19 protein-coding genes are annotated in these 19,363 nt (G+C 30.9%); 7 read left to right on the forward strand and 12 right to left on the reverse strand.

Translation table 11 applies throughout. The features are described 5' to 3' along the window. Nucleotides 1-6: 6 nt before the first annotated feature. From BUB42_RS07215 to BUB42_RS07225, 3 genes are all read right to left on the reverse strand, one after another. Nucleotides 7-2,592, reverse strand: a complete 2,586-nt coding sequence (locus BUB42_RS07215; protein WP_073018660.1) for a phosphoenolpyruvate carboxylase — start codon at nucleotides 2,590-2,592, stop codon at nucleotides 7-9. Between the two features lie 99 nt (nucleotides 2,593-2,691). Further along, nucleotides 2,692-3,171, reverse strand: coding sequence for an Lrp/AsnC family transcriptional regulator (locus tag BUB42_RS07220; RefSeq protein ID WP_035672404.1), 480 nt, complete (start codon nucleotides 3,169-3,171; stop codon nucleotides 2,692-2,694). A gap of 77 nt (nucleotides 3,172-3,248) precedes the next feature. Next, nucleotides 3,249-4,403, reverse strand: a complete 1,155-nt coding sequence (locus BUB42_RS07225; protein WP_073018662.1) for a M14 family metallopeptidase — start codon at nucleotides 4,401-4,403, stop codon at nucleotides 3,249-3,251. Nucleotides 4,404-4,714: 311 nt separating this feature from the next. Here BUB42_RS07225 and BUB42_RS07230 point away from each other — a divergent pair, with 311 nt between their 5' ends. After that, nucleotides 4,715-5,188, forward strand: a complete 474-nt coding sequence (locus BUB42_RS07230; RefSeq protein ID WP_073018664.1) for a helix-turn-helix domain-containing protein — start codon at nucleotides 4,715-4,717, stop codon at nucleotides 5,186-5,188. Nucleotides 5,189-5,342: 154 nt separating this feature from the next. Here BUB42_RS07230 and BUB42_RS07235 read toward each other — a convergent pair whose 3' ends face one another. After that, nucleotides 5,343-5,897, reverse strand: a complete 555-nt coding sequence (locus tag BUB42_RS07235; RefSeq protein WP_073018666.1) for a 1-acyl-sn-glycerol-3-phosphate acyltransferase — start codon at nucleotides 5,895-5,897, stop codon at nucleotides 5,343-5,345. Nucleotides 5,898-5,958: 61 nt separating this feature from the next. Here BUB42_RS07235 and BUB42_RS07240 point away from each other — a divergent pair, with 61 nt between their 5' ends. Together BUB42_RS07240 and BUB42_RS07245 are read left to right on the forward strand one after the other, a co-directional pair. Then, complete coding sequence (locus tag BUB42_RS07240) at nucleotides 5,959-6,630, forward strand: spermidine synthase (protein ID WP_073018668.1); 672 nt, start codon at nucleotides 5,959-5,961, stop codon at nucleotides 6,628-6,630. 82 nt (nucleotides 6,631-6,712) lie between these two features. Beyond that, on the forward strand, nucleotides 6,713-7,423 hold the full coding sequence (locus BUB42_RS07245; protein ID WP_073018670.1) for a potassium channel family protein: 711 nt from the start codon (nucleotides 6,713-6,715) through the stop codon (nucleotides 7,421-7,423). A gap of 1 nt (nucleotide 7,424) precedes the next feature. On the opposite strand, the gene kdsB is transcribed toward BUB42_RS07245, so the two are convergent. From kdsB to BUB42_RS07265, 4 genes are all read right to left on the reverse strand, one after another. Then, nucleotides 7,425-8,150, reverse strand: a complete 726-nt coding sequence (gene kdsB / locus BUB42_RS07250) for a 3-deoxy-manno-octulosonate cytidylyltransferase (RefSeq protein WP_073018797.1) — start codon at nucleotides 8,148-8,150, stop codon at nucleotides 7,425-7,427. 166 nt (nucleotides 8,151-8,316) lie between these two features. Further along, entirely contained in the window at nucleotides 8,317-8,481 is a 165-nt protein-coding gene (locus BUB42_RS16555; protein ID WP_211517677.1) for a restriction endonuclease, read from the reverse strand. Nucleotides 8,482-8,634: 153 nt separating this feature from the next. Beyond that, nucleotides 8,635-9,303 (reverse strand): TlpA family protein disulfide reductase, encoded by a 669-nt coding sequence (locus BUB42_RS07260; protein WP_073018672.1) that lies wholly within the window; start codon nucleotides 9,301-9,303, stop codon nucleotides 8,635-8,637. Between the two features lie 147 nt (nucleotides 9,304-9,450). Beyond that, complete coding sequence (locus BUB42_RS07265; protein WP_073018674.1) at nucleotides 9,451-10,869, reverse strand: ATP-dependent DNA helicase; 1,419 nt, start codon at nucleotides 10,867-10,869, stop codon at nucleotides 9,451-9,453. Nucleotides 10,870-11,045: 176 nt separating this feature from the next. Here BUB42_RS07265 and BUB42_RS07270 point away from each other — a divergent pair, with 176 nt between their 5' ends. From BUB42_RS07270 to BUB42_RS07280, 3 genes are all read left to right on the forward strand, one after another. Beyond that, nucleotides 11,046-11,867: a DUF3822 family protein gene (locus tag BUB42_RS07270; RefSeq protein ID WP_073018676.1), complete on the forward strand. Its 822-nt coding sequence runs from the start codon at nucleotides 11,046-11,048 to the stop codon at nucleotides 11,865-11,867. Then, nucleotides 11,864-12,451 carry an RsmD family RNA methyltransferase gene (locus BUB42_RS07275; protein WP_073018678.1) on the forward strand — a complete coding sequence of 196 codons (588 nt, stop codon included), beginning with the start codon at nucleotides 11,864-11,866 and terminating at the stop codon, nucleotides 12,449-12,451. The genes BUB42_RS07270 and BUB42_RS07275 overlap by 4 nt, the downstream gene beginning before the upstream one ends. A 385-nt stretch (nucleotides 12,452-12,836) precedes the next feature. Continuing rightward, nucleotides 12,837-13,574: a DUF4339 domain-containing protein gene (locus BUB42_RS07280; protein WP_073018680.1), complete on the forward strand. Its 738-nt coding sequence runs from the start codon at nucleotides 12,837-12,839 to the stop codon at nucleotides 13,572-13,574. Between the two features lie 57 nt (nucleotides 13,575-13,631). Here the strand turns inward: BUB42_RS07280 and BUB42_RS07285 are convergent, their stop codons facing one another. After that, nucleotides 13,632-14,486, reverse strand: a complete 855-nt coding sequence (locus BUB42_RS07285) for a DMT family transporter (protein WP_073018798.1) — start codon at nucleotides 14,484-14,486, stop codon at nucleotides 13,632-13,634. A gap of 128 nt (nucleotides 14,487-14,614) precedes the next feature. Here BUB42_RS07285 and BUB42_RS07290 point away from each other — a divergent pair, with 128 nt between their 5' ends. Continuing rightward, a complete protein-coding gene (locus BUB42_RS07290) occupies nucleotides 14,615-15,610 on the forward strand; it encodes a metal-dependent hydrolase (protein ID WP_073018681.1) in 996 nt (331 codons plus the stop codon). A gap of 8 nt (nucleotides 15,611-15,618) precedes the next feature. Here BUB42_RS07290 and BUB42_RS07295 read toward each other — a convergent pair whose 3' ends face one another. The 3 genes from BUB42_RS07295 to BUB42_RS07305 all read right to left on the reverse strand — a co-directional run bounded on the left by BUB42_RS07295 (nucleotide 15,619) and on the right by BUB42_RS07305 (nucleotide 19,321). Next, complete coding sequence (locus tag BUB42_RS07295; RefSeq protein ID WP_073018683.1) at nucleotides 15,619-16,212, reverse strand: 2OG-Fe(II) oxygenase; 594 nt, start codon at nucleotides 16,210-16,212, stop codon at nucleotides 15,619-15,621. Between the two features lie 410 nt (nucleotides 16,213-16,622). After that, nucleotides 16,623-18,077 carry a sigma 54-interacting transcriptional regulator gene (locus BUB42_RS07300; protein WP_170857198.1) on the reverse strand — a complete coding sequence of 485 codons (1,455 nt, stop codon included), beginning with the start codon at nucleotides 18,075-18,077 and terminating at the stop codon, nucleotides 16,623-16,625. A 125-nt stretch (nucleotides 18,078-18,202) separates the two neighbouring features. Beyond that, entirely contained in the window at nucleotides 18,203-19,321 is a 1,119-nt protein-coding gene (locus tag BUB42_RS07305) for a vWA domain-containing protein (RefSeq protein WP_073018687.1), read from the reverse strand. Nucleotides 19,322-19,363: the final 42 nt, after the last annotated feature.

Below are 19,363 nucleotides of genomic sequence, written 5' to 3' on the forward strand. Positions count from 1 at the left end.
TATTTTTTAAGCTGAATTTCTACTAGCATTTGTGTTTCCGAAAAGGGATCGCATAACAATTTTTTCAAATACTTTTATCAGCTGTTCGTTAGGAATATTTTCTTTATTTAATTCGTTAATTCTCGATAAAGCATATTGCTGTATTGTCAACAACGGCAATACAATACGTTCTCTTATTTCGATAGAGGCTTTACCATCAGGATAATTTTCCATTAAGGTTTTATGTCCTGCTATTTTTAGTAATAAACGTTTTGTTTCTAAAAATTCATTGTAAATAATTTGCCAGAATTCTCCAAATTCAGGATCTTTTTGCATGTATGCCGTTAGTGGGAAAAATGATTTTGCTAAGGACATCATACTGTTTTCCAACAAAGTTTTAAAGAATAAAGAGTTATCATACAAATCTTGAACCTTGTCCCATTGACCATTATCTTCAAACTTTTTTAAAGCTGTACCAACACCAAAAAATCCAGGAACATTTTGCTTTAATTGACTCCAAGAACCCACAAAAGGAATCGCGCGCAAATCGGCAAAATCTAAACTGGCAGATTTACTTCTTTTTAAGGGACGACTTCCAATATTTGTTTTAGCATAATATTTTAAAGTACTCATTTGCTCTAAATACGGTATGAATTTAGGATGATTCTTAAAACTTAAATACTTTTCGTATCCAAAACCCGCCAATTGGTCTAAAATATTTTTCTGAACAACAGAGAGTTCGTTTTGTCCTTTACTGAACACCTGATTAGTAACTCCGGCACTTAAAAGATTTTCTAAATTATAACGACAGGAATCTAATGTTCCAAAATTAGAACTGATTGTTTGTCCTTGCACCGTAACCTGAATTTCATTATTTTCAATTGTTGGGCCCAAAGAGGCATAAAACTTATGAGTTTTTCCACCACCACGAGCTGGCGGTCCGCCACGACCATCAAAGAAAATCGCTTTAATACCATACTTTCTAGAGATCGTTGTTAATTCCTCTTTTGCTTTGTAAATACTCCAATTTGCCATTAGATAACCTCCATCTTTAGTGCCGTCAGAGAAACCTAACATAATTGTTTGTTTGTTGTTTCTGTTACGCAAATGATCTGCATAAGCAGGATTAGTATACAGCTTTTCCATTATTTGGTGCGCATTTTGCAAATCATCAACAGATTCAAAAAGCGGAATAATATCAACTTTTGGGTTTTGCCAATTACTCAAACGAAATAATGCAAACGTTTCCATCACATTTAATGCACTTTCATTGTTACTTATTATGTAGCGATTGGCACCAAATTCTCCATTTTTCTGTTGAATTGTTTTAATAGCTTGAATAGACTCAATAGTTAATCTTGTCAATTCATTTTCAAAAACTGTAGGATCAAGATTACCATCAACTTTAGAAAGAACATCAAATTTTTCTTCCTCATTTAATTCAAAATAATTGCTGGGAAAAACTAATGAATCTTGTTTCCAATAATAATCAACAACATCATTAAAAACAGCATCATGTATTTTACTATTTTGTCTAATATCCAAAGAAGCAAAATGAAAGCCAAATAGATTAACTTTTATCAAAAGAGCATCTAAATCATCCAGATATAGAGACTGATGTTGATCAATTATAATTTGTTTTATTTTGTTTAATTGAGCATTAAACTCATCTACAGTGATAAAAATTTCTCCTACGGAATAAAAAACAGACCGATAAAGCTTTTGTTCAAGTTCGTTGACTAAATTACTTACACCAGAGAATGTTAACTTTCTTTTTAATTTTCTAATTTCGATATAATAGCATTTTAAAATGGAAGTTCTTAAACGTTCTGCTACTTTAAAAGTAATTTCTGTGGTTACAAAAGGGTTTCCATCGCGATCGCCCCCAGGCCAAAAACCAAGCTGTATTATTGGATTTTTTATAGATTCACCATCAAAAATATTTTTTTGAAGATAGTGCACCATTTCGCCCGAAGTTTGATAGAAGACATTTTCAAGATACCAAATTAAACTAACAGCTTCGTCAAAGGGATTTGGTTTCTCATTTTGTATAAACGGAGTTTTACCTAATTGAGCTAATAATATTTTGATATCGAGCAAATCATTTTTACGAATTGCATTAGTCAAATCATTTATAATTCCAAGTACAGCACCGGGATAAAATTGTGTAGGATGGGCAGTTAAAACTGTTCGAACGTGAAAATCTTCTAAAAAATCTATTAGTTCCTCTTGCTTGTTCTTAGCATCTGATTTTTCTTTTATATCTCGAAGTGAACCTCGGCCTTCCATATTATTAACCACTGGAAAAGCTGCATCTTCAATAGCGTCAAACAATACAATTTGGCGTTCAATATATTGAATAAACCGAAACATAATATCGATTTTATCCTCTTCAGTCGGATCGTGCAAATACCGTTTAGCAAAAAAATCAACTATTTCTTTCGGAGTTTCTTGTTTTTTAAAACCAGTATCACAAATGTCTGTAAACAAAGGCAACAAAGCACCTGTATTATCTATCGAATCAAAAGGAAGCGTTATAAATACGCTGTTGTAAATATTATATTTAGAAAGAACATCTTGATTAAATTGTTCAATTTTTGGTAAAGTGTACATAATATTGCGGTTATGGTTGTTGTAGTTCCCTAATTTTTCAAAAAAAAACCTCAAGAATTAACTTGAGGTTATATTATTTTATATCGCTTCCAAGATTAATTACATATTTTTAAAAATGGTATGCATCAAACGCTTTTTGTCGTTGATGCTTTCCTCAAGCGAAATCATCGTTTCTGTTCTATATACACCTTCAATATCATCGATCATGAAAATAACGTCTTTGGCATGTTTAGTATCTTTAGCTCTAATTTTACAGAAAATATTAAATTTTCCAGTAGTTACAGAAGCGACAGTGACATAAGGAATTTCATTTATACGTTCCAAAACAAATTTTGTTTGAGACGTGTTATTTAAAAATACACCAACATAAGCAATAAATGAGTATCCTAATTTATCATAATCAAGTACTAATGAAGAGCCCATAATGATTCCGGCATCCTCCATTTTTTTTACTCTTACGTGCACAGTTCCTGCAGAAATCAACAATTTTTTTGCAATATCTGTAAAAGGAACTCTTGTATTGTCAATCAACATATCCAATATCTGGTGATCTACTTCATCTAAACGAAATTTACTCATAACTTTATAATTAATATTTTTAAATGCTTTAACAAAGTATAAAAATATAAATAAAAAACAACAAAAAGATTAAAAAACTACATTTTTATCATTCCGTTGGTAACTTTTATGTCTTTATCTAAAAAAAAATCGGCTTTTTGATTCAAATTCGGAATATCTGTTCCGCCATCTGTATAAACCGCGTTACCGACATCATATTCCAAATGACCAAAATTATGTTCTAAATCTCCTATTATAATAATATAAGCATTAAAACAAACCTGATTTTCAATTAACTCTTCTTTGTATTGTACCGCAAAATTCGTGATTATTTCAATACCATCATAATTTATTTTGATGTTTTTATATATAATATCATAAAAAACGGCTTTATTTTGAGGAATATTCAAGTATTTATCAATTCCATTATTAACTATAACGTTTTCGCTAAGCGCTGAAAAACTGCAAACTAAAGACATAAATACAAATTTTCGGGTTTCCTCACGTTCGTAATCATTTGGAAAATGACCAGCTTCGATTAAAATAGTAGGAACCCCTAAATGCTGAAACATATCTCCGATACAATTTATATTGAATGAATCATCGAAACGTCCAATTTGATCTGGCAAATAAAATTGTAATTGTTCATTAATAGTCGCAATTAATTCAATTGCTCTTAATCTCGTTTCATTAATTTCTCTTTCGTCGTTATATGCGGGCGCTAGAAAAGACATTGTTGCTGGCTTTCCAGAGTCGCTTACGCCAAAAATAGTGCGTTGATCATGTAAATTAAAACAGTAATCTGGTTTAAATAAATCAAATGTCTCACGCAAAAGTCGGCTTTCAGGTTGGGTGAGATTTTTCGAATCTCTATTTAAATCAATTTTATTAGCATTTTCTCTTGTATATAAAGCTGCTCCGTCAGGATTTAGCATTGGAATACATAAAAATGTAAAAGTGTTTAAAAAGTTTTCAGCTAATTCTGAACCGCTTTGCAACAAATTTAAAAAGTCAAACAATGCCTTAGTAGTTGTACTTTCATTACCATGCATCTGCGACCAAAGAAAAATTCGAATTTTACCAGTTCCTATATTATAGGAATAAATTGGTTTTTCAAGAACGGATTTTCCAATAATATACAGTTGCTTATTTGTATTTAAGGACTGTAGCAAAGGTTCGATAACTTTGAGTGCAATGTAACGTCCGCTAATAGAATGCTCTTTATTTGAAACAAATAATTCTTCTAAATTCATTTGATTTAATTTGATTTACAAAAGTAAACATCTTTATATTTACAATTGTAAACAGATTAAATTAAGTTTATTTCAATACTGTAAACAGCTTTTACCCACCACTTCGACTATAGGATAGAGCCATAAATGACAATTGTTAACATGTTTTATTTAATAATTTAAAATATTTAATATCAAGCAGTTATGTAATTATATTTAATTAATTACTTTATGTTAATTTTAAAAATTTATTTAATTTACATCTGTAATTTAGGTTTTTCAAGATGTTTTAGTTACATTTGTAAACAGCTAATTCTTAAAGAGAATTTACAATGGTAAACACAGAAGATTTCATAAAAAGATTGGAAATTATATTGGATTATTACAATTTAAATGCCTCGTCCTTTGCAGACAAAATTGGCGTACAACGTTCCAGTTTGTCTCACCTGCTTTCAGGAAGAAACAAACCCAGTTTGGATTTTATACTTAAAATATTAGATGTATTTCCTGATGTCGATTTGTATTGGATAATAAATGGAAAAGGAACATTTCCAAAAAGCGCGGAAAATCAACAGATGGATTTTACCGGCAAAGACGAACAGCAAAAGGCTACTCCTATTATTAAAAACAAAGAAATTAGTGTTGCAGATTTATTTTCAGAAAATCAAAAACAAATTCCAGGTAATCAACCTACAACACAAAAACCGCATAATCTAAATGCATTCCAAGATCATGAAGATGACGCAATAGACAAGATTGTAATTTTTTATAAAGATGGAACTTTTAAGAGCTATCGTCCAAATTAGTTACTGAAGCTTAAAAAACTATGGTTTTTATACGCTCAGAGCGGATAAATTTATAACAAAGCAAATTAAAATTCGAAAACCATCAATAACATTAATTTGAGTCGAATTTTATTGCGACTTAATATTCTTGATGGTTAAAAATTCGTTACTGAAATTAGCTGAAAAAGAAACCATTCTCTGGGATTTTGCCTTTTACCCCCAAAAAATGTTTTTTCAAAATATTGAGATCGAATTCTAGATTTCCTGTTGGATATACCGGCTTTCCTAAATTGACTTCTTTTTTACCAAAATCGAATGCTAAGGGAATAATAGGTACATTCGCTTTTAAAGCAATGTAATAAAACCCTGTTTTTAGATCCTTAGTAGTTTTACGGGTTCCTTCTGGAGCAACTGCCAAACGAAAAATTTCTTTTTTTTCAAAAATAGCTGCAATAGAATCAACTTTATTCAAACCTCCCGAACGATCCAACGGTTCTCCACCCATATATCGATGATAGAAACCAAAAGGAAAACGAAACAATTCTTTTTTGCCAACCCAATTCATTTCTAAACCAGTTATTCCCCTTGTGAAAACCCCCAAATAAAAATCATGTGCGCTTGTGTGCGGGAGCACCATCAATACACATTTTTTGATGTCGGAATCAATACTTCCAACTATTTTCCAACCCATGAGTCTGAAAAATATCCATTTATAAAATTGTTTTTTCATTCTTTGCTATTTCGGGCAAAATAAATAAATTAAATCTTATTTTTGAGTAAAACTGCCGACAATGATTAAAAAAATATTTAGTTATCTGATTCCTATAAAAATTTATCAGGCTAAATCGTCAGTTAGCAAAGCAATTAAAGTTGCTTGGGTAAATGGGGAATTAGTGCTGGATTCTGAAAACACCAATTATTCCTATGGCGGTTTACAACGTATTTTGCGCTTGGGGTTGCATAATATAGGATTTGATAAAATCGTTTCTATGAATCACATCCTAGTTTTAGGAGTTGCTGGTGGAAGTGTCATTAAAACATTAGCGAATGAAATAAAGTTCGAGGGCAGAATAACAGGTGTCGAAATAGATCCAGAAGTTATTAAAATAGCAAATACTTATTTCAAACTAAACGCGGTTGAGAATCTCGAAATTATAATTGATGACGCTTTTGAATTTGTGTTGAAAACTAAAAACAGTTATGATTTAATTATTGTCGATATTTTTGAAGACATGGCAATGCCAAACTTTCTATTTCAAAATTTTTTTATCAAAAGAATCTGTTTTCTTTTAAATCAAGGTGGTTTTATTCTCTTTAACACAATAATTTTAAACGAAAATCACAGCCAAAGAAATAATAATTTCGTAGCCGAATGTAAAAATATCCAATTGAAAATAAAAACTTTATCACCTACCGCTTCACATAATGAACTTTTTATTATTGAAAATGTAATCAAAACATAACGGGAAAATATTCGCGATATTTATCTTTTTATTGCGTCATAGATTTATAAAATACAGTTTCAAATTCCTTGAAAAAAAATTGATGAAAAAAATTATAAAAAAACTTCTTTTAGGCAAAGTTTCTATAAATGTGCAACCTGAATATAATCACATTCAAAAAAGGTTACACAACATACAATCGATTTGGAATAACGAACATCAGGAGGATAATGGAATTGAGAAAATCGTTCGGTTACTACTTGCGTCTTCTCAATTGCTTTTTCCTGGCATTTACTTGAAATATTGGGCAAGGAAGAAGGGCGTAGAATATCAATATTTGACTTTAGATTGCTATATCCTGTTAAAAGTTATTTTTCCAATTTTAATATTAGTAAATCAATGGCAGAATTATCAGTTCGTGATTTGGATTCTCGTTTATATCTTCTTAGAAACTGTTTTTTATATTCCAACATTAATTTTTGCATCAGATTTATTTTCGAAACCACGATCATATAAAAGATCAATGCTGTTACTTTTTTTTAATTATTTAGAGATTGCATTTGCTTATGCTGTATTTTATTCTAGCGGGAATTTCCTAAATAAATCTTTCAACCATTGGTTTGACGCTGTTTATTTTAGCATTGTAACTTCCTCATCCGTAGGATATGGTGATTTTTTTCCAGTGACTTTAACGGGGAAAGTTTTAGTAACAACACAGGCCTTGTTGTTTTTATTCTTTATTATTCTCTTCTTAAATTTTTTCTCAACCAAAGTTAAAACCAAAGGCTATTTTGATCACGAAAATGATCAATAATTTACAACATCTTGCGCGCTTTCTCTAAGTCTGCAGCTGTGTCAATTCCGATTCCCACATGAGTGGTTTCGACCATTTTGATGCGTTTTCCAAATTCTAAATATCGCAATTGCTCCAATTTTTCGGATGCCTCCAATGATTTCATCGATAAACTATAAAAATCTAATAATGCCTGTTTTCGAAACGCATAAATTCCAATATGCTGCATAAATCGTACGCCTACATTGCGCTCTCTAGGATATGGAATCACCGAACGAGAAAAATACAAAGCAAACTGGTTTTGATCCACCACAACTTTGACATTATTAGGATTACTAATTTCTTCTTCATCTTTTATTTCTCGCATCAATGAAGCCAAATCAACTTCACGATTTGCATCTTTCTTGAAAATTTCAATCAGTTTTTGTAAAGGTGTAATATTTATAAATGGTTCATCTCCTTGAACATTGACTACTATATCTACATCAATACTTTCAATAGCTTCTGCAATGCGATCACTCCCTGATTCGTGTTCTTTAATACTCATAATGGCTTTTCCGCCATTCGAAATAATTTCATCAAATATTAAATTTGAATCGGTTACCACAAAAACATCATCGAATAGATTTGTTTTAGTTGCCGCTTCATAAGTTCTTAAAATCACTGTTTTTCCTCCTAAATCCTGCATTAATTTTGCTGGAAATCGTGTAGATGCGTACCGTGCTGGTATAACTGCTATTATTTTCATGTTTTTTTGGTTTTTTGCCACAATCCCGAAGTTTCGGGAGCTAAGGCGCAAAGTTTTTATTTTAATTTTTTAATCTCAATTTTCTTTAGGAGATTGACTTACTTACCCGATAATTCTTTATCAAACAAAGAAGATGTAACAAAAACACCTTTATTATTGTCGCCACTCATTGCAGCGATAAATTTCTTATCTCTTTCCCTCTTACTTTACTTTCATTAAATCTTTTCGCTTGAATATAAATCTTATCCAAACCTAATTTATCCTCATTTATAATTCCATCAATTCCGCCGTCAGAAGATTTAAATGTTTCTATAAAATCACCATATCCCATTTTCTATAATAAAATTAAAATTACTTTTATCTCCGCTCTGAACGAGGTTGCCAATAATAGCGAAATGAGAATTCGCGGGAAAATAGATATTATTAGTGAAAGCTAACGTTCTCGTTAATAGATATTTGTAAATCTCGACTTCGCGTGTGTTAACTACAGTAAATTTTCTAGTTCTTTATTCTTTCCACCAGCCAAATCTTTAGAAAGAAACCCTTCATAAGATTGTATTATTCCATCTTTATCTAAATAAATATTTAAAGGGTAACTTTTATTATTCAATTTGTCAATTTCAATTTGAGCATCAACAATATGAGTAAAACTAAAAGTTTTCTTTAATAGAAAATCATCAACCTTTTTTTTATTATTGAATGTTACTGCCAAAAAATTTACGCTTTCTCCGTAGTGTTTTTTTAATTTATTCAACTGTGGCATTTCTTCAATACAAGGCGGACAATTTACGAACCAAAGATTAATTAATGTAGGTTTTCCTTTTAATGATTCTATCTTGAATTCATTTCCATTAATATCTATTAAATTTTCAAATGGCAATTTTTTCCCGATAAAATTGTTCATTTCAGCATAAGGATTTACTTCTTTAACAGTTGTCTTAAAAAGTTTAATGACAGAGTCGTTTCTTACAGTAGTTGATAATATTTCTTCTTGGATTTCACCACGTTTAGACATTTTAACTTTTATATCTTCATATTCTGTTGACGTAAAAATTTTTCCATTTGATGCTTGATAAAAAGTTTCTTTCGTTTTTTCTCCTTTACAAGAAAACAAAAAAGCTGTTGATAGGATAATTAAAAATGTTTTTTTCATTTCAGTTTTTGTTTTAATATAGCTAACAAAATAATAGGGATCAATCGTTTTTAATTTAACAAGTAAATCGTTTTTAACTTCAGCTTCAATTTGAGTGAAACCTGCATCAAATAAATCTTGCAGAGAAGAATTTTGAACTTCGCGGTTCTACTCAAAACTCTCATCTTTAAATCCTATCAAATACAATTTATTTTTGGCCCTGGTCATTGCGGTGTACAACCATCTAATATAATCTCGATTAATTCCATCAGGTAAATACGGCTGTTCGATGAAAACCGTATTCCATTGACCTCCTTGTGATTTATGACAGGTTATTGCATACGAAAATTTAACTTGGAGTCCGTTGAAATATTCGTTTGCTTTCACCATCTGAAACTGTTTAAATTTAGTTTCGCCTTCATAATCTTTTAAAACTTCTTGATACAATCTATTCGATTCCTCGTAGGTCAATGACGGCGATTCGCTTTTAATTGTGTCTAACAATAAAACGGTTTCAAAAGGTTTTTGATCAGGATAATCGATCATTCTGATTTTTACTTTGGCAAACTTAAATCCATATAATTCTTTAATGTTGAAAATTTCTAAAACTTCGATAATATCACCATTGGCAATAAAGCCAGCTTGATCCGAATCTTTAAGCCAGAAATAATTGTTCTTCACCACCATCAGAAAATCTCCAGTGGAGAGTTCGCTTTCCTTATCTAAAATTTTAGTTCTGATTTGCTCATTATATTGATTCGCTCTTTTATTGGAACGAACAATAAAAGCAGTGTCTTCAATACTGTAATTACTGTAAGCGGAATTGATAGCATCTTGAATATCATAACCATCAGTCAATCTTACGATGTCTTTGAATTTTTTGACATTAAATTTGAATTCATCAATAAAAGAATCTTTCAGTAACTCTCGTAGTTCGGTCGCGTTATGCAAAATTCCTGAATTTTCTTCCTGACGCATTACTTCATCGAGTTCAATATGCTCGACTTCTTTGTCATAATTTATTCCTAGTGTCTGTATGTCTAAAGCGGGACTAATATCTAAATTTACTGGTGGCAACTGTGCCGTGTCTCCAAGTAAAATCATCTTGCAATTGCTTCCAGAGTAAACGTAAGAAATCAAATCATCTAGAAGTGATCCATTTTCGTATAATTTAGAATCAGAATTTGTATCTGAAATCATCGATGCCTCATCGACGATAAAAATCGTGTTGGTATGCTTATTTTGTTGCAAAGTAAATGAAACGCCGCCTCCAGAAGATTTTTTAGGAAAGTATATTTTTTTATGAATTGTAAAAGCCGGCTTGTTTGAATAATTAGCAATTACTTTTGCAGCGCGACCTGTTGGCGCAAGCAAAACATATTTTTTATTAATGTCCAATAGACTATTAACAATTGTAGAGATAACGGTTGTTTTCCCCGTTCCAGCATAACCTTTTAGCACAAAAATAGTTCTGTTATCAGTTTCTGTCAAAAAAATAGCGATTTTTTGGAAAAATATATCTTGCTTGTAGGTGGGCTGAAATGGAAATTTTTTTTGTAAAAGACTGTAAAACAACGACGAGTTCATAGCTAATATTTTAATGCAAAGTAAGCTTTTTCAATCTCAAAAATCAATTGATTTGGCAAAAATCAAATTAAATTGATACTAGGATTACAATTGTCGTTGTAATTTTTATTTGTAAGTTTGTCAACTTATTTATTGCTTTCTAAAATAAAATTCAGAAAAGAATAATAAATTATAATATGTCAATACAAAACACAAATATCACCGAAAAAGTTTATAAAAAACTGTCCATTCAAGTTTCATTGAATGGTTTGTCTTTTTGCTGTTTTGATACGCTGAATAATACTGTAATTTCTTTTAGCGAAGTAAATTTTGCCACCGTAAATAAAAATTCAAAAATTGAAGATTTGTTTGCCGATGCTTTCCAGAATCATCCAGAATTAAGGGAATCGTATGACACTATTTTAGTAATTCACAATAATAATCTTTCTACGTTTGTACCAGAACCTCTTTTTGATGAGAATTTTCTAGGCAGCTATTTACAGTATAATACCAAAGTTTTCGAAACTGATTTTTTTGCTTTTGATGAAATTGCAAACCACCAAATGAATGCGGTTTATATCCCGTATGTCAATATCAATAATTTTTTTATTGATCAATTTGGTGCTTTCGATTATAAACATGCCAGCAGTATTTTAGTTAGTAAAGTATTGATTGCGTCCAAAAATAAGGATGAAAAAAAGATGTTTGTTCACATCAATTCTGGTCATTTTGAGATCATTATTGTTCAAAATCAAAAGTTGTTACTTTTCAATTCTTTTGATTACAGCACCCCTGAAGATTTTATTTATTACATTTTATTCACAGCCGAACAATTGAATTTAAATCCTGAAAATTTCCCACTGGAAATAATCGGAGCTATTGATACTGAAAGCGATTATTTTAAAATTGCTTACAAATACATTCGCAACGTTTCTCTAATTGATGTAGAAAATTTGCGATGGAACAACTACTTTTCTGAAACCGAAAACAGAAAACATTTTATACTGTTCAACTCATGAGAATAATTTCAGGAAAATACAAAGGAAGACGCATATCTCCGCCAAAAGGTTTGCCTGTTCGTCCCACAACTGACATGTCAAAAGAAGCATTATTTAATGTTTTAAATAATCATTTTAGTTTTGAGGGACTTAAAATATTGGACTTATTTGCCGGCACTGGAAATATCAGTTATGAATTTGCGTCCCGAGGAAGTACACCAATTACCGCTGTAGATGGCGATTTTGGTTGCGTCAAATTCATCAAGCAAGTTGCGGCTGAATATGATTTTAATATTGCTGCAACAAAAAGTGATGTTTTTACTTATATTGAAAGATGTAAAACATCTTACGATATCATTTTTGCTGATCCTCCTTATGCTTTAGATCAAAAAATATTTGAGAAAATTATAGAATTAGTTTTCGAAAAAGAGTTACTAAATGAGGAAGGAATGATGATTATCGAACATTCAAAATATACCAAATTAGACCACATGATTCACTTTTCATTCCAAAAAAGTTATGGTGGTTCTATTTTTAGTTTCTTCGAAATAGTTACTGATACTGAGGATGATGAAGAAATCGATCTAGCTGATGAAGAAGAATAATGATAGTTTTATCGACTAGTAATTTAGAACATCGTGATTAGTTTTTAAATGATTTCAACCAACCAAAAAAAATTTTAGCGTCTAAAACGTAAAAATTAGTACTATTTTAAGAGTTCATTAGCAACTATATTACAAATTTTATATGACTACATCGGCAGAAATATGTAGTAAACACAGTAAATGATCTCTAAGAATTGTTAATTTTCGTTTTCATTTACAAAAGTAATTTTACCAACTAGAAAAATATAATTAGTAATTTGTATTTTAGTTTATATCATCAAGGACATTTAAAATTGGTATAAAAACCAATAACACGCTTTATAAATTTAACCAAAACGTAAATTGTTTTGTACTTTTGAAAATCAAAACAAAAAAGTCCCCTTCAATGAATTCCTATTTTATACACAATGGTACCGAAAGTAGCGGTCCGTTTACCTTGCTTGAACTTAAAGCTAAAGAAATAGTGAAAACAACTCCTGTTTGGTGTGAAGGTATGCAAGACTGGAAATACGCTGCCGATGTAGCCGAATTACAATCGCTATTGGGAGTTGTGCCACCGCCTATTAAAATCTTACAACCAGTTTTTAATGAAGAAATTAAAGTTCTAGAGGAATTGGAACATGAGGAATCAAAAAGTAAAATTATTGGTATCGATAAAACACTATTTTTTATTCTTTGTGCACTTTTATTTTTAGTTATTGGCACATTTGTCTTCACCTTCTTTCAAGACAGCAGAAGTGCTGAATTAGAACAAAAAAATAGTGTCACTGAAAAAGATAATTTGCAGTTCAAACTACAAGAAAAAAGAATTGAAGAACAAAAAAGTTTGTTAATTGAGCAAGAAAAACTTGAAATCGAAAGAGAACTACGCGAGAAAAAACTAATACTGAACAATAATCTTATAGGAATTCAGGAAAATCTTTTTGTTAAAGTAAGTGCTTTAGACCAAACCAAAGATAAATTAGCAAAAGCGCAAGACTTCCAATTCCTGCGAACTGATGCTGAGCGAGAGGCTGAAATTAATAATATTCAAAATGAAATCAAAAATTTAAACAATGAAATAATTCAACTCAAAACCGAAATGGATCATATATATTTGGAGTTGGAAAAAATTAAACTGTAACTACTGGAAATGTGTAAACAGATTATTTGCTGACGAAAAAAATTAAGTCTCTGACGATTACTGCATTTGTGAAAACACAATAAGAATGATCGCTATCAATGCTAAAAACAAGCCGAAATAATTAAGTTTTGTTAACTTTTCTTTAAAAATAATTATACCTACAAGACTTCCTAAGATGATCACACCCATATTCATACCTGCAAAAACGGTAGATGGATTTTGAGAAAATTCTTGGTGTGCTTTTAAATAAAATAAAATATTTCCGAAATTAAAAGCACCCACTAAACTACCAAAAATTAAATTTTTTAATTGTAGCTCGAGTTTATTAAAAATTAATTGATAAGTCACCACTGCTGCCATAATTAGCAATGCAATTCCAAAAATGATAATTAAAGATGTAGTGTAAGGAAGCGATGTGTGTAGCGCGATTTGCTTAAATAAAATATCAATTGTTCCAAAACCAAGTAAAACAACAGTTGGATAAATCCATTTATTTTCAGTGGTTTGGGATGGTTTGGATAGAATAAATAAAATTGCTGGAAAACCAATAAGTAAAGCAATTATTTTTAATGAGTTAAAATCTTCCTTAAAAATAAACCAAGCTGCCAAAATAGGTATAAAAAGAGAAAGTCTTTGAGCTGCATCAGTTTTTACAATACCAATGTGCTTTATTGATGCTACTAAAAATAAAAATACGGATGGAAGTAAAATACCAATCGAAATATATAAAATCCAAGGTGAATCAGCCGTAACTATGCGTAAATCGGGACTAAAAAATCCATAACAAAGAATTAAAGCAAAAATATAATTTGAAGCTACAATTTGATATGCATTGACATCATATTTTCGGGAAATTTTAAAAATCACGCCAACTGTTACACTGCAAATAACACTTAAAATTAAAAATAACATATCTATTTTTTTAAAAAACACAAAACTACTATATATTGCATATTTAAAGGCTTGTTGCATTAAGTAAATTAATTTTTAGTTTAATAATTTACCTTAAATAATCAGTTCAATTCTACTATTTTTGTCAAATGGATTCTTTTACCCAAATCGCTCTTGGAATTGCTGTCGCAGAAGTTTGCGCTGGCAAAAAACTGAAAAATAAAACTTTTCTTTATGGTGCAATTTTGGGCACACTTCCTGATCTTGATGTTGTGGTGGGAATGTTACTAAATCCTGTAGATGCGGTGCTTATTCATCGCGGAATAAGTCATTCTCTTTTTTTGTTTTTATTTCTATCTCCATTTTTAGGATCAATTATTTCTAAAATTGAAAAATATAAAATCAGCTTTCTTCAGGCTACTAACATGGTGTTTTGGTGTTTGTTTACACATGTTTTATTGGATATATTTACCTCCTGGGGAACTCAAGTATTATGGCCTATAGAACATCGATTTGCGTTCAAAACAATCTTTGTAATTGATCCATTATACACCGTTCCATTAGTTGTTTTTTTAATCTTGGTGTGGAAATCAAAAGATTTAATCAAAAGAAAAAATTACGCAATCAGAAGCTTGTTGTTTAGTAGCTGTTATCTACTTCTTTCTTGTTTTCTCAAACTCTTCGCGCTTTCACAATTTGAAAAAGCATTAGTAGAACAAAATATTACTTACCAGGAAATAATTGTAAAACCCACCGCTTTTAATCTCATTTTATGGAATGCAAATGTATCAACCTCAAAAAATTATTTGTTGGCCGATTATTCCTTTTTTGATACTCAACCCATTTCATTTAAAACTTACAGTAAAAATAAAAATTTAGAATCTAAATTAAGACAGAATTCTGATTTTGAAAAACTTAAAATAGCGAGCGAAGGATGGTATATTATCTCTGAAAAAAATAAAATTTTGTATTTCAATGATTTGCGTTTTGGACTTTTAAATACTGATGCAACTAACCCACAATTTGCTTTTAGTTATCAGTTTACTAAAAAAAACGGAAAATTAATAGCTACCGAAGCTCCAAAAAGTACCAGAGACGGCAAGCGTTTACTCAAAAAAATATTCATTCGATTGAAAGGAAATTAAAGCAGTTTTTAATCACTTTTTAGCCAGCCTGTAACACTCATTCGGGTATTATTTGTTACCAAAACTTCGTGCACTAATTCATCACTTTTAAAAAAGATAGTCTTCCCTTGAGTTGGCGCTATTTTCTGATTATTGTCTAATTGATGAATCAATAATTCTCCGCCGTCACTTTCTTGCCAATTTGCATTTAAGTAACTAATCATCGAGTATTTCCGACTCGGATTAGTTTTAAATTGGTCCAAATGCTTTAAGTAAAAGTCACCTGATTCGTATAGCGAATAATGAAATTCATAACCCGTAATTCCTGCATAGCAGCTTTCATTTAGGTAGTGAATAAATTCTTCAATTAAAGCAAAAAATTCATTTTCGAATGGATTATTATTTTTTTTGTCAAGCCAATAAATGGAGTCGCTCCTAACCGCACTGTCATAAGAAATAACATTTGAATTACCGGTACCAGCTTCAATAAGCAGATTTTGCTGATTTAAAAGTAGTATATTTTGCTTCAAGCCAGAAGCCAACGAATCGCTTAAAAAATGTTCAGCAATCCCTACTTTATTTTCAATATAAGAAGCAATTAATTCTTCAAATTTATTTTCCATATCTTTAAAATTGACCAAAAATACCGCCAATGAGCCAAGGTAAACTAAATTAAGTTGGTACTGTGTTATTAATTTCTAAAACATTGAGACTGTTCTTATAATTCTATTAAGAAAAATTATAAGGCTAAATAAAGTAGTTATAAAAATCATATTGTGAATCATAAAGTCTTATTGTGAACTAGATGATATTTTAAAAAAAAAAGCTAAGAAATTTGAGATCAAATAAATTTTATTTTAATCTTGATTACTTTTAATTTTGAAAAAATGGTAATTATCCGGACTAATGATTTTTAGGAAATAGTTTATCCGCATTGAAAAACTGAGACTAAAGCGCATAAAAAAAGAAAGACTGTAAAAAATTATCAGTTTGATACTGATTAAGTTTTTACAATCTTCCTTTTCACAAATTACTACAATTTATTTATAAAATTGCTGTATAAATCTTTAAATTGATTTCCTTTCTCAATTCTGTTTTTAGATAATTTCTCATATTCAACCATTGCCCAAAGAATAAATTCCTTGATGAAATGAATATCTCGCTTATCGGCTTCTGGTTGGTATTTCTTTATTAAAATTTCCAACGGTTTAACCGAGTCTAAAATAGATCGATATTCTGAATCTGAAGCTTCATCTAATAATTCAAATCCTGTTTCGGCAAAAAACCATTCTAATAAATCAGAATAAGCATTTTTTTCATTCTCCCGTTCTAATTTTTCGATCTTTGGAAAATAACCTGGAAATAAAGTATGAATAGCATCGCCCAATAAAATACCAGCAACCTTTGCAGCACCTTCTTGTTCGCCTTCATAAACCAACTCAACTTTACCAGTTATAGCTGGAATGACACCCATAAAATCAGATAATCTAATCGTAGTTTTATCATCTCCGGAAAGCAGACTTCTGCGCTCAGCAGTTGCCATTAAATTTTCAAACATTGTTATGCTCATACGAGCCGAAACGCCACTTTTAGCATCAATATATTCGCTTTCACGTGCTTCAAAAACAATTTGTTCTAGTAAATCCTTAGCCAAAGCAGGAACGTGAATTGCCTCTTTTATTTCATCAGCAAATTTAGCTTCTTGCTGCGTAATTGTTTTTGCAATTTCTAAAGTTTCTGGGTAATGAGTCAAAATTTGCGAACCAATTCTATCTTTCAACGGCGTTACAATACTTCCACGATTTGTATAATCCTCTGGATTTGCAGTAAATATAAATTGAACATCAACTGGTAAACGCAGTTTGAATCCCCGAATTTGGATATCGCCTTCTTGCAAAATATTAAACAATGCAACTTGAATTCGAGCTTGTAAATCAGGTAATTCGTTGATCACAAAAATGCAACGATTTGCGCGCGGGATCATACCAAAATGAATTACACGTTCATCTGAATAATTTAATTTTAAGTTCGCTGCTTTAATCGGATCAACATCCCCAATTAAATCGGCAACTGTTACATCTGGTGTAGCTAATTTTTCAAAGAAACGTTCGCTTCTGTGTAACCAAGTGATTGGCGTATCATTCCCTTTTTCGGCAATTAATTCTTTTGCGTAGCGAGAAAGCGGATTTAACGGATCGTCATTAATTTCTGAACCTGCAACCACGGGAATATATTCGTCTAAAAGTTCGATCATTTTGCGTGCCAATCGTGTTTTGGCTTGACCACGCAATCCTAATAAATTGATATTATGCTTTGATAATATGGCACGTTCTAGTTCAGGAATAACTGTGTTTTCAAAGCCATGAACTCCTTCAAAAGTCGTTTCATTGTTTTTTAATTTTGTGCGTAAATTATCTCGAAGTTCATCTTTAATATGCTTCGATTTATATCCTGATTGCAATAATTCGCCTAATGTGTTTTCTTTCATTTTATTTTGTATTTCTGTAAATTGTATTTTTATAAATTGTAATGCTATTTGTTGCATCGATAATGATTTTCAACTATGTATATTAAATGTCAATCCCATTCATTTTCGGGATTAAATACTTTCTATTATTTTAGCTTTTTCTTTCTGTTACTTTCATAATCTTGAAAAATCATCTCGCCAAGACCTTTAAGACCCGTATAGAATGCTTTTCCTTGATTGGCTTCAGTAAATCTATTAACGAACTTTTGTAAATACGGATCGTTTGCAATCATAAATGTCGTGATTGGAATATGCAATTTGCGCGCTTGTGCGGCCTGCGTATAACATTTATCAACAATATATTGATCTAAACCATTACTGTTCATATAATATTCACCGTTTTTCTCGCGAACACAGCTAGGTTTACCATCAGTAATCATAAAAATTTGTTTGTTTGTATTACGTTTCCTTCTCAAAATATCCATCGCAAGTTGCAGTCCTGCCACAGTATTGGTATGATAAGGTCCCACTTGTAGATAGGGCAAATCTTTAATTTGAATAGTCCAAGCATCGTTACCAAAAACTAGAATATCCAATGTATCTTTTGGGTAACGCGTTGTAATTAATTCAGCAAGCGCCATTGCTACTTTTTTCGCAGGTGTAATTCGGTCTTCGCCGTACAAAATCATACTGTGTGAAATGTCAATCATCAAAACGGTACTCATTTGGGATTTATGATGATTTTCTTCAACAATTAGATCATTTTCAGTAAGTTTAAACTCTCCCACTCCATTATTGATTTGGGCATTTTTCAGACTTTCAGTTAGGGAAATTTGCTCGATAGTATCCCCAAACTGGAAATTTCTATAATCACCAGTGTGTTCGTCACCGTTTCCACCACTTTTAGTTTTGTGATTACCACTACCCGATTTATTAAGATTACCAAAGATTTGTTCCAAAGCAGCTTGACGAATCGCCCTTTCGGTTTTGGCAGTTATGCCCATTCCGCCAGATCCATCTCCTTTTATTTCCTCTCGGATGTAGCCTTTTTTCTTTAAATCTTCAATAAAATCGTCAATCGTATATTCTGGCGTAGTCAATTTATATTCAACATCCAGTTGCCGCAACCAGTCGATTGCTTCATCAAAATCACCCGAAGTATGCGTAATCAATTCCTTAAAAACACTAAAAAGCCTATCAAAAGGAGATTGATAGGGCGCTTCGTATGTCTTGAAATGAAAACCTTTATTTATGTCATTTTTCATAGATGTTAAAATTACACTATTTTAAAAGACCTGTTTGCAAAC

The sequence above is a fragment of the Flavobacterium micromati genome, from assembly GCF_900129585.1.
In the GTDB taxonomy this organism is placed as follows: Bacteria; Bacteroidota; Bacteroidia; order Flavobacteriales; family Flavobacteriaceae; genus Flavobacterium; species Flavobacterium micromati.

What these genes read in the sequence shown, in the direction of transcription:
- BUB42_RS07215 (WP_073018660.1), bottom strand. Translation starts at nt 2,592, where the DNA reads ATGTACACTTTACCAAAAATTGAACAATTTAATCAAGATGTTCTTTCT.
- BUB42_RS07220 (WP_035672404.1), bottom strand. Translation starts at nt 3,171, where the DNA reads ATGAGTAAATTTCGTTTAGATGAAGTAGATCACCAGATATTGGATATG.
- BUB42_RS07225 (WP_073018662.1), bottom strand. Translation starts at nt 4,403, where the DNA reads ATGAATTTAGAAGAATTATTTGTTTCAAATAAAGAGCATTCTATTAGC.
- BUB42_RS07230 (WP_073018664.1), top strand. Translation starts at nt 4,715, where the DNA reads ATGGTAAACACAGAAGATTTCATAAAAAGATTGGAAATTATATTGGAT.
- BUB42_RS07235 (WP_073018666.1), bottom strand. Translation starts at nt 5,897, where the DNA reads ATGAAAAAACAATTTTATAAATGGATATTTTTCAGACTCATGGGTTGG.
- BUB42_RS07240 (WP_073018668.1), top strand. Translation starts at nt 5,959, where the DNA reads ATGATTAAAAAAATATTTAGTTATCTGATTCCTATAAAAATTTATCAG.
- BUB42_RS07245 (WP_073018670.1), top strand. Translation starts at nt 6,713, where the DNA reads ATGAAAAAAATTATAAAAAAACTTCTTTTAGGCAAAGTTTCTATAAAT.
- kdsB (WP_073018797.1), bottom strand. Translation starts at nt 8,150, where the DNA reads ATGAAAATAATAGCAGTTATACCAGCACGGTACGCATCTACACGATTT.
- BUB42_RS16555 (WP_211517677.1), bottom strand. Translation starts at nt 8,481, where the DNA reads ATGGGATATGGTGATTTTATAGAAACATTTAAATCTTCTGACGGCGGA.
- BUB42_RS07260 (WP_073018672.1), bottom strand. Translation starts at nt 9,303, where the DNA reads ATGAAAAAAACATTTTTAATTATCCTATCAACAGCTTTTTTGTTTTCT.
- BUB42_RS07265 (WP_073018674.1), bottom strand. Translation starts at nt 10,869, where the DNA reads ATGAACTCGTCGTTGTTTTACAGTCTTTTACAAAAAAAATTTCCATTT.
- BUB42_RS07270 (WP_073018676.1), top strand. Translation starts at nt 11,046, where the DNA reads ATGTCAATACAAAACACAAATATCACCGAAAAAGTTTATAAAAAACTG.
- BUB42_RS07275 (WP_073018678.1), top strand. Translation starts at nt 11,864, where the DNA reads ATGAGAATAATTTCAGGAAAATACAAAGGAAGACGCATATCTCCGCCA.
- BUB42_RS07280 (WP_073018680.1), top strand. Translation starts at nt 12,837, where the DNA reads ATGAATTCCTATTTTATACACAATGGTACCGAAAGTAGCGGTCCGTTT.
- BUB42_RS07285 (WP_073018798.1), bottom strand. Translation starts at nt 14,486, where the DNA reads ATGTTATTTTTAATTTTAAGTGTTATTTGCAGTGTAACAGTTGGCGTG.
- BUB42_RS07290 (WP_073018681.1), top strand. Translation starts at nt 14,615, where the DNA reads ATGGATTCTTTTACCCAAATCGCTCTTGGAATTGCTGTCGCAGAAGTT.
- BUB42_RS07295 (WP_073018683.1), bottom strand. Translation starts at nt 16,212, where the DNA reads ATGGAAAATAAATTTGAAGAATTAATTGCTTCTTATATTGAAAATAAA.
- BUB42_RS07300 (WP_170857198.1), bottom strand. Translation starts at nt 18,077, where the DNA reads ATGAAAGAAAACACATTAGGCGAATTATTGCAATCAGGATATAAATCG.
- BUB42_RS07305 (WP_073018687.1), bottom strand. Translation starts at nt 19,321, where the DNA reads ATGAAAAATGACATAAATAAAGGTTTTCATTTCAAGACATACGAAGCG.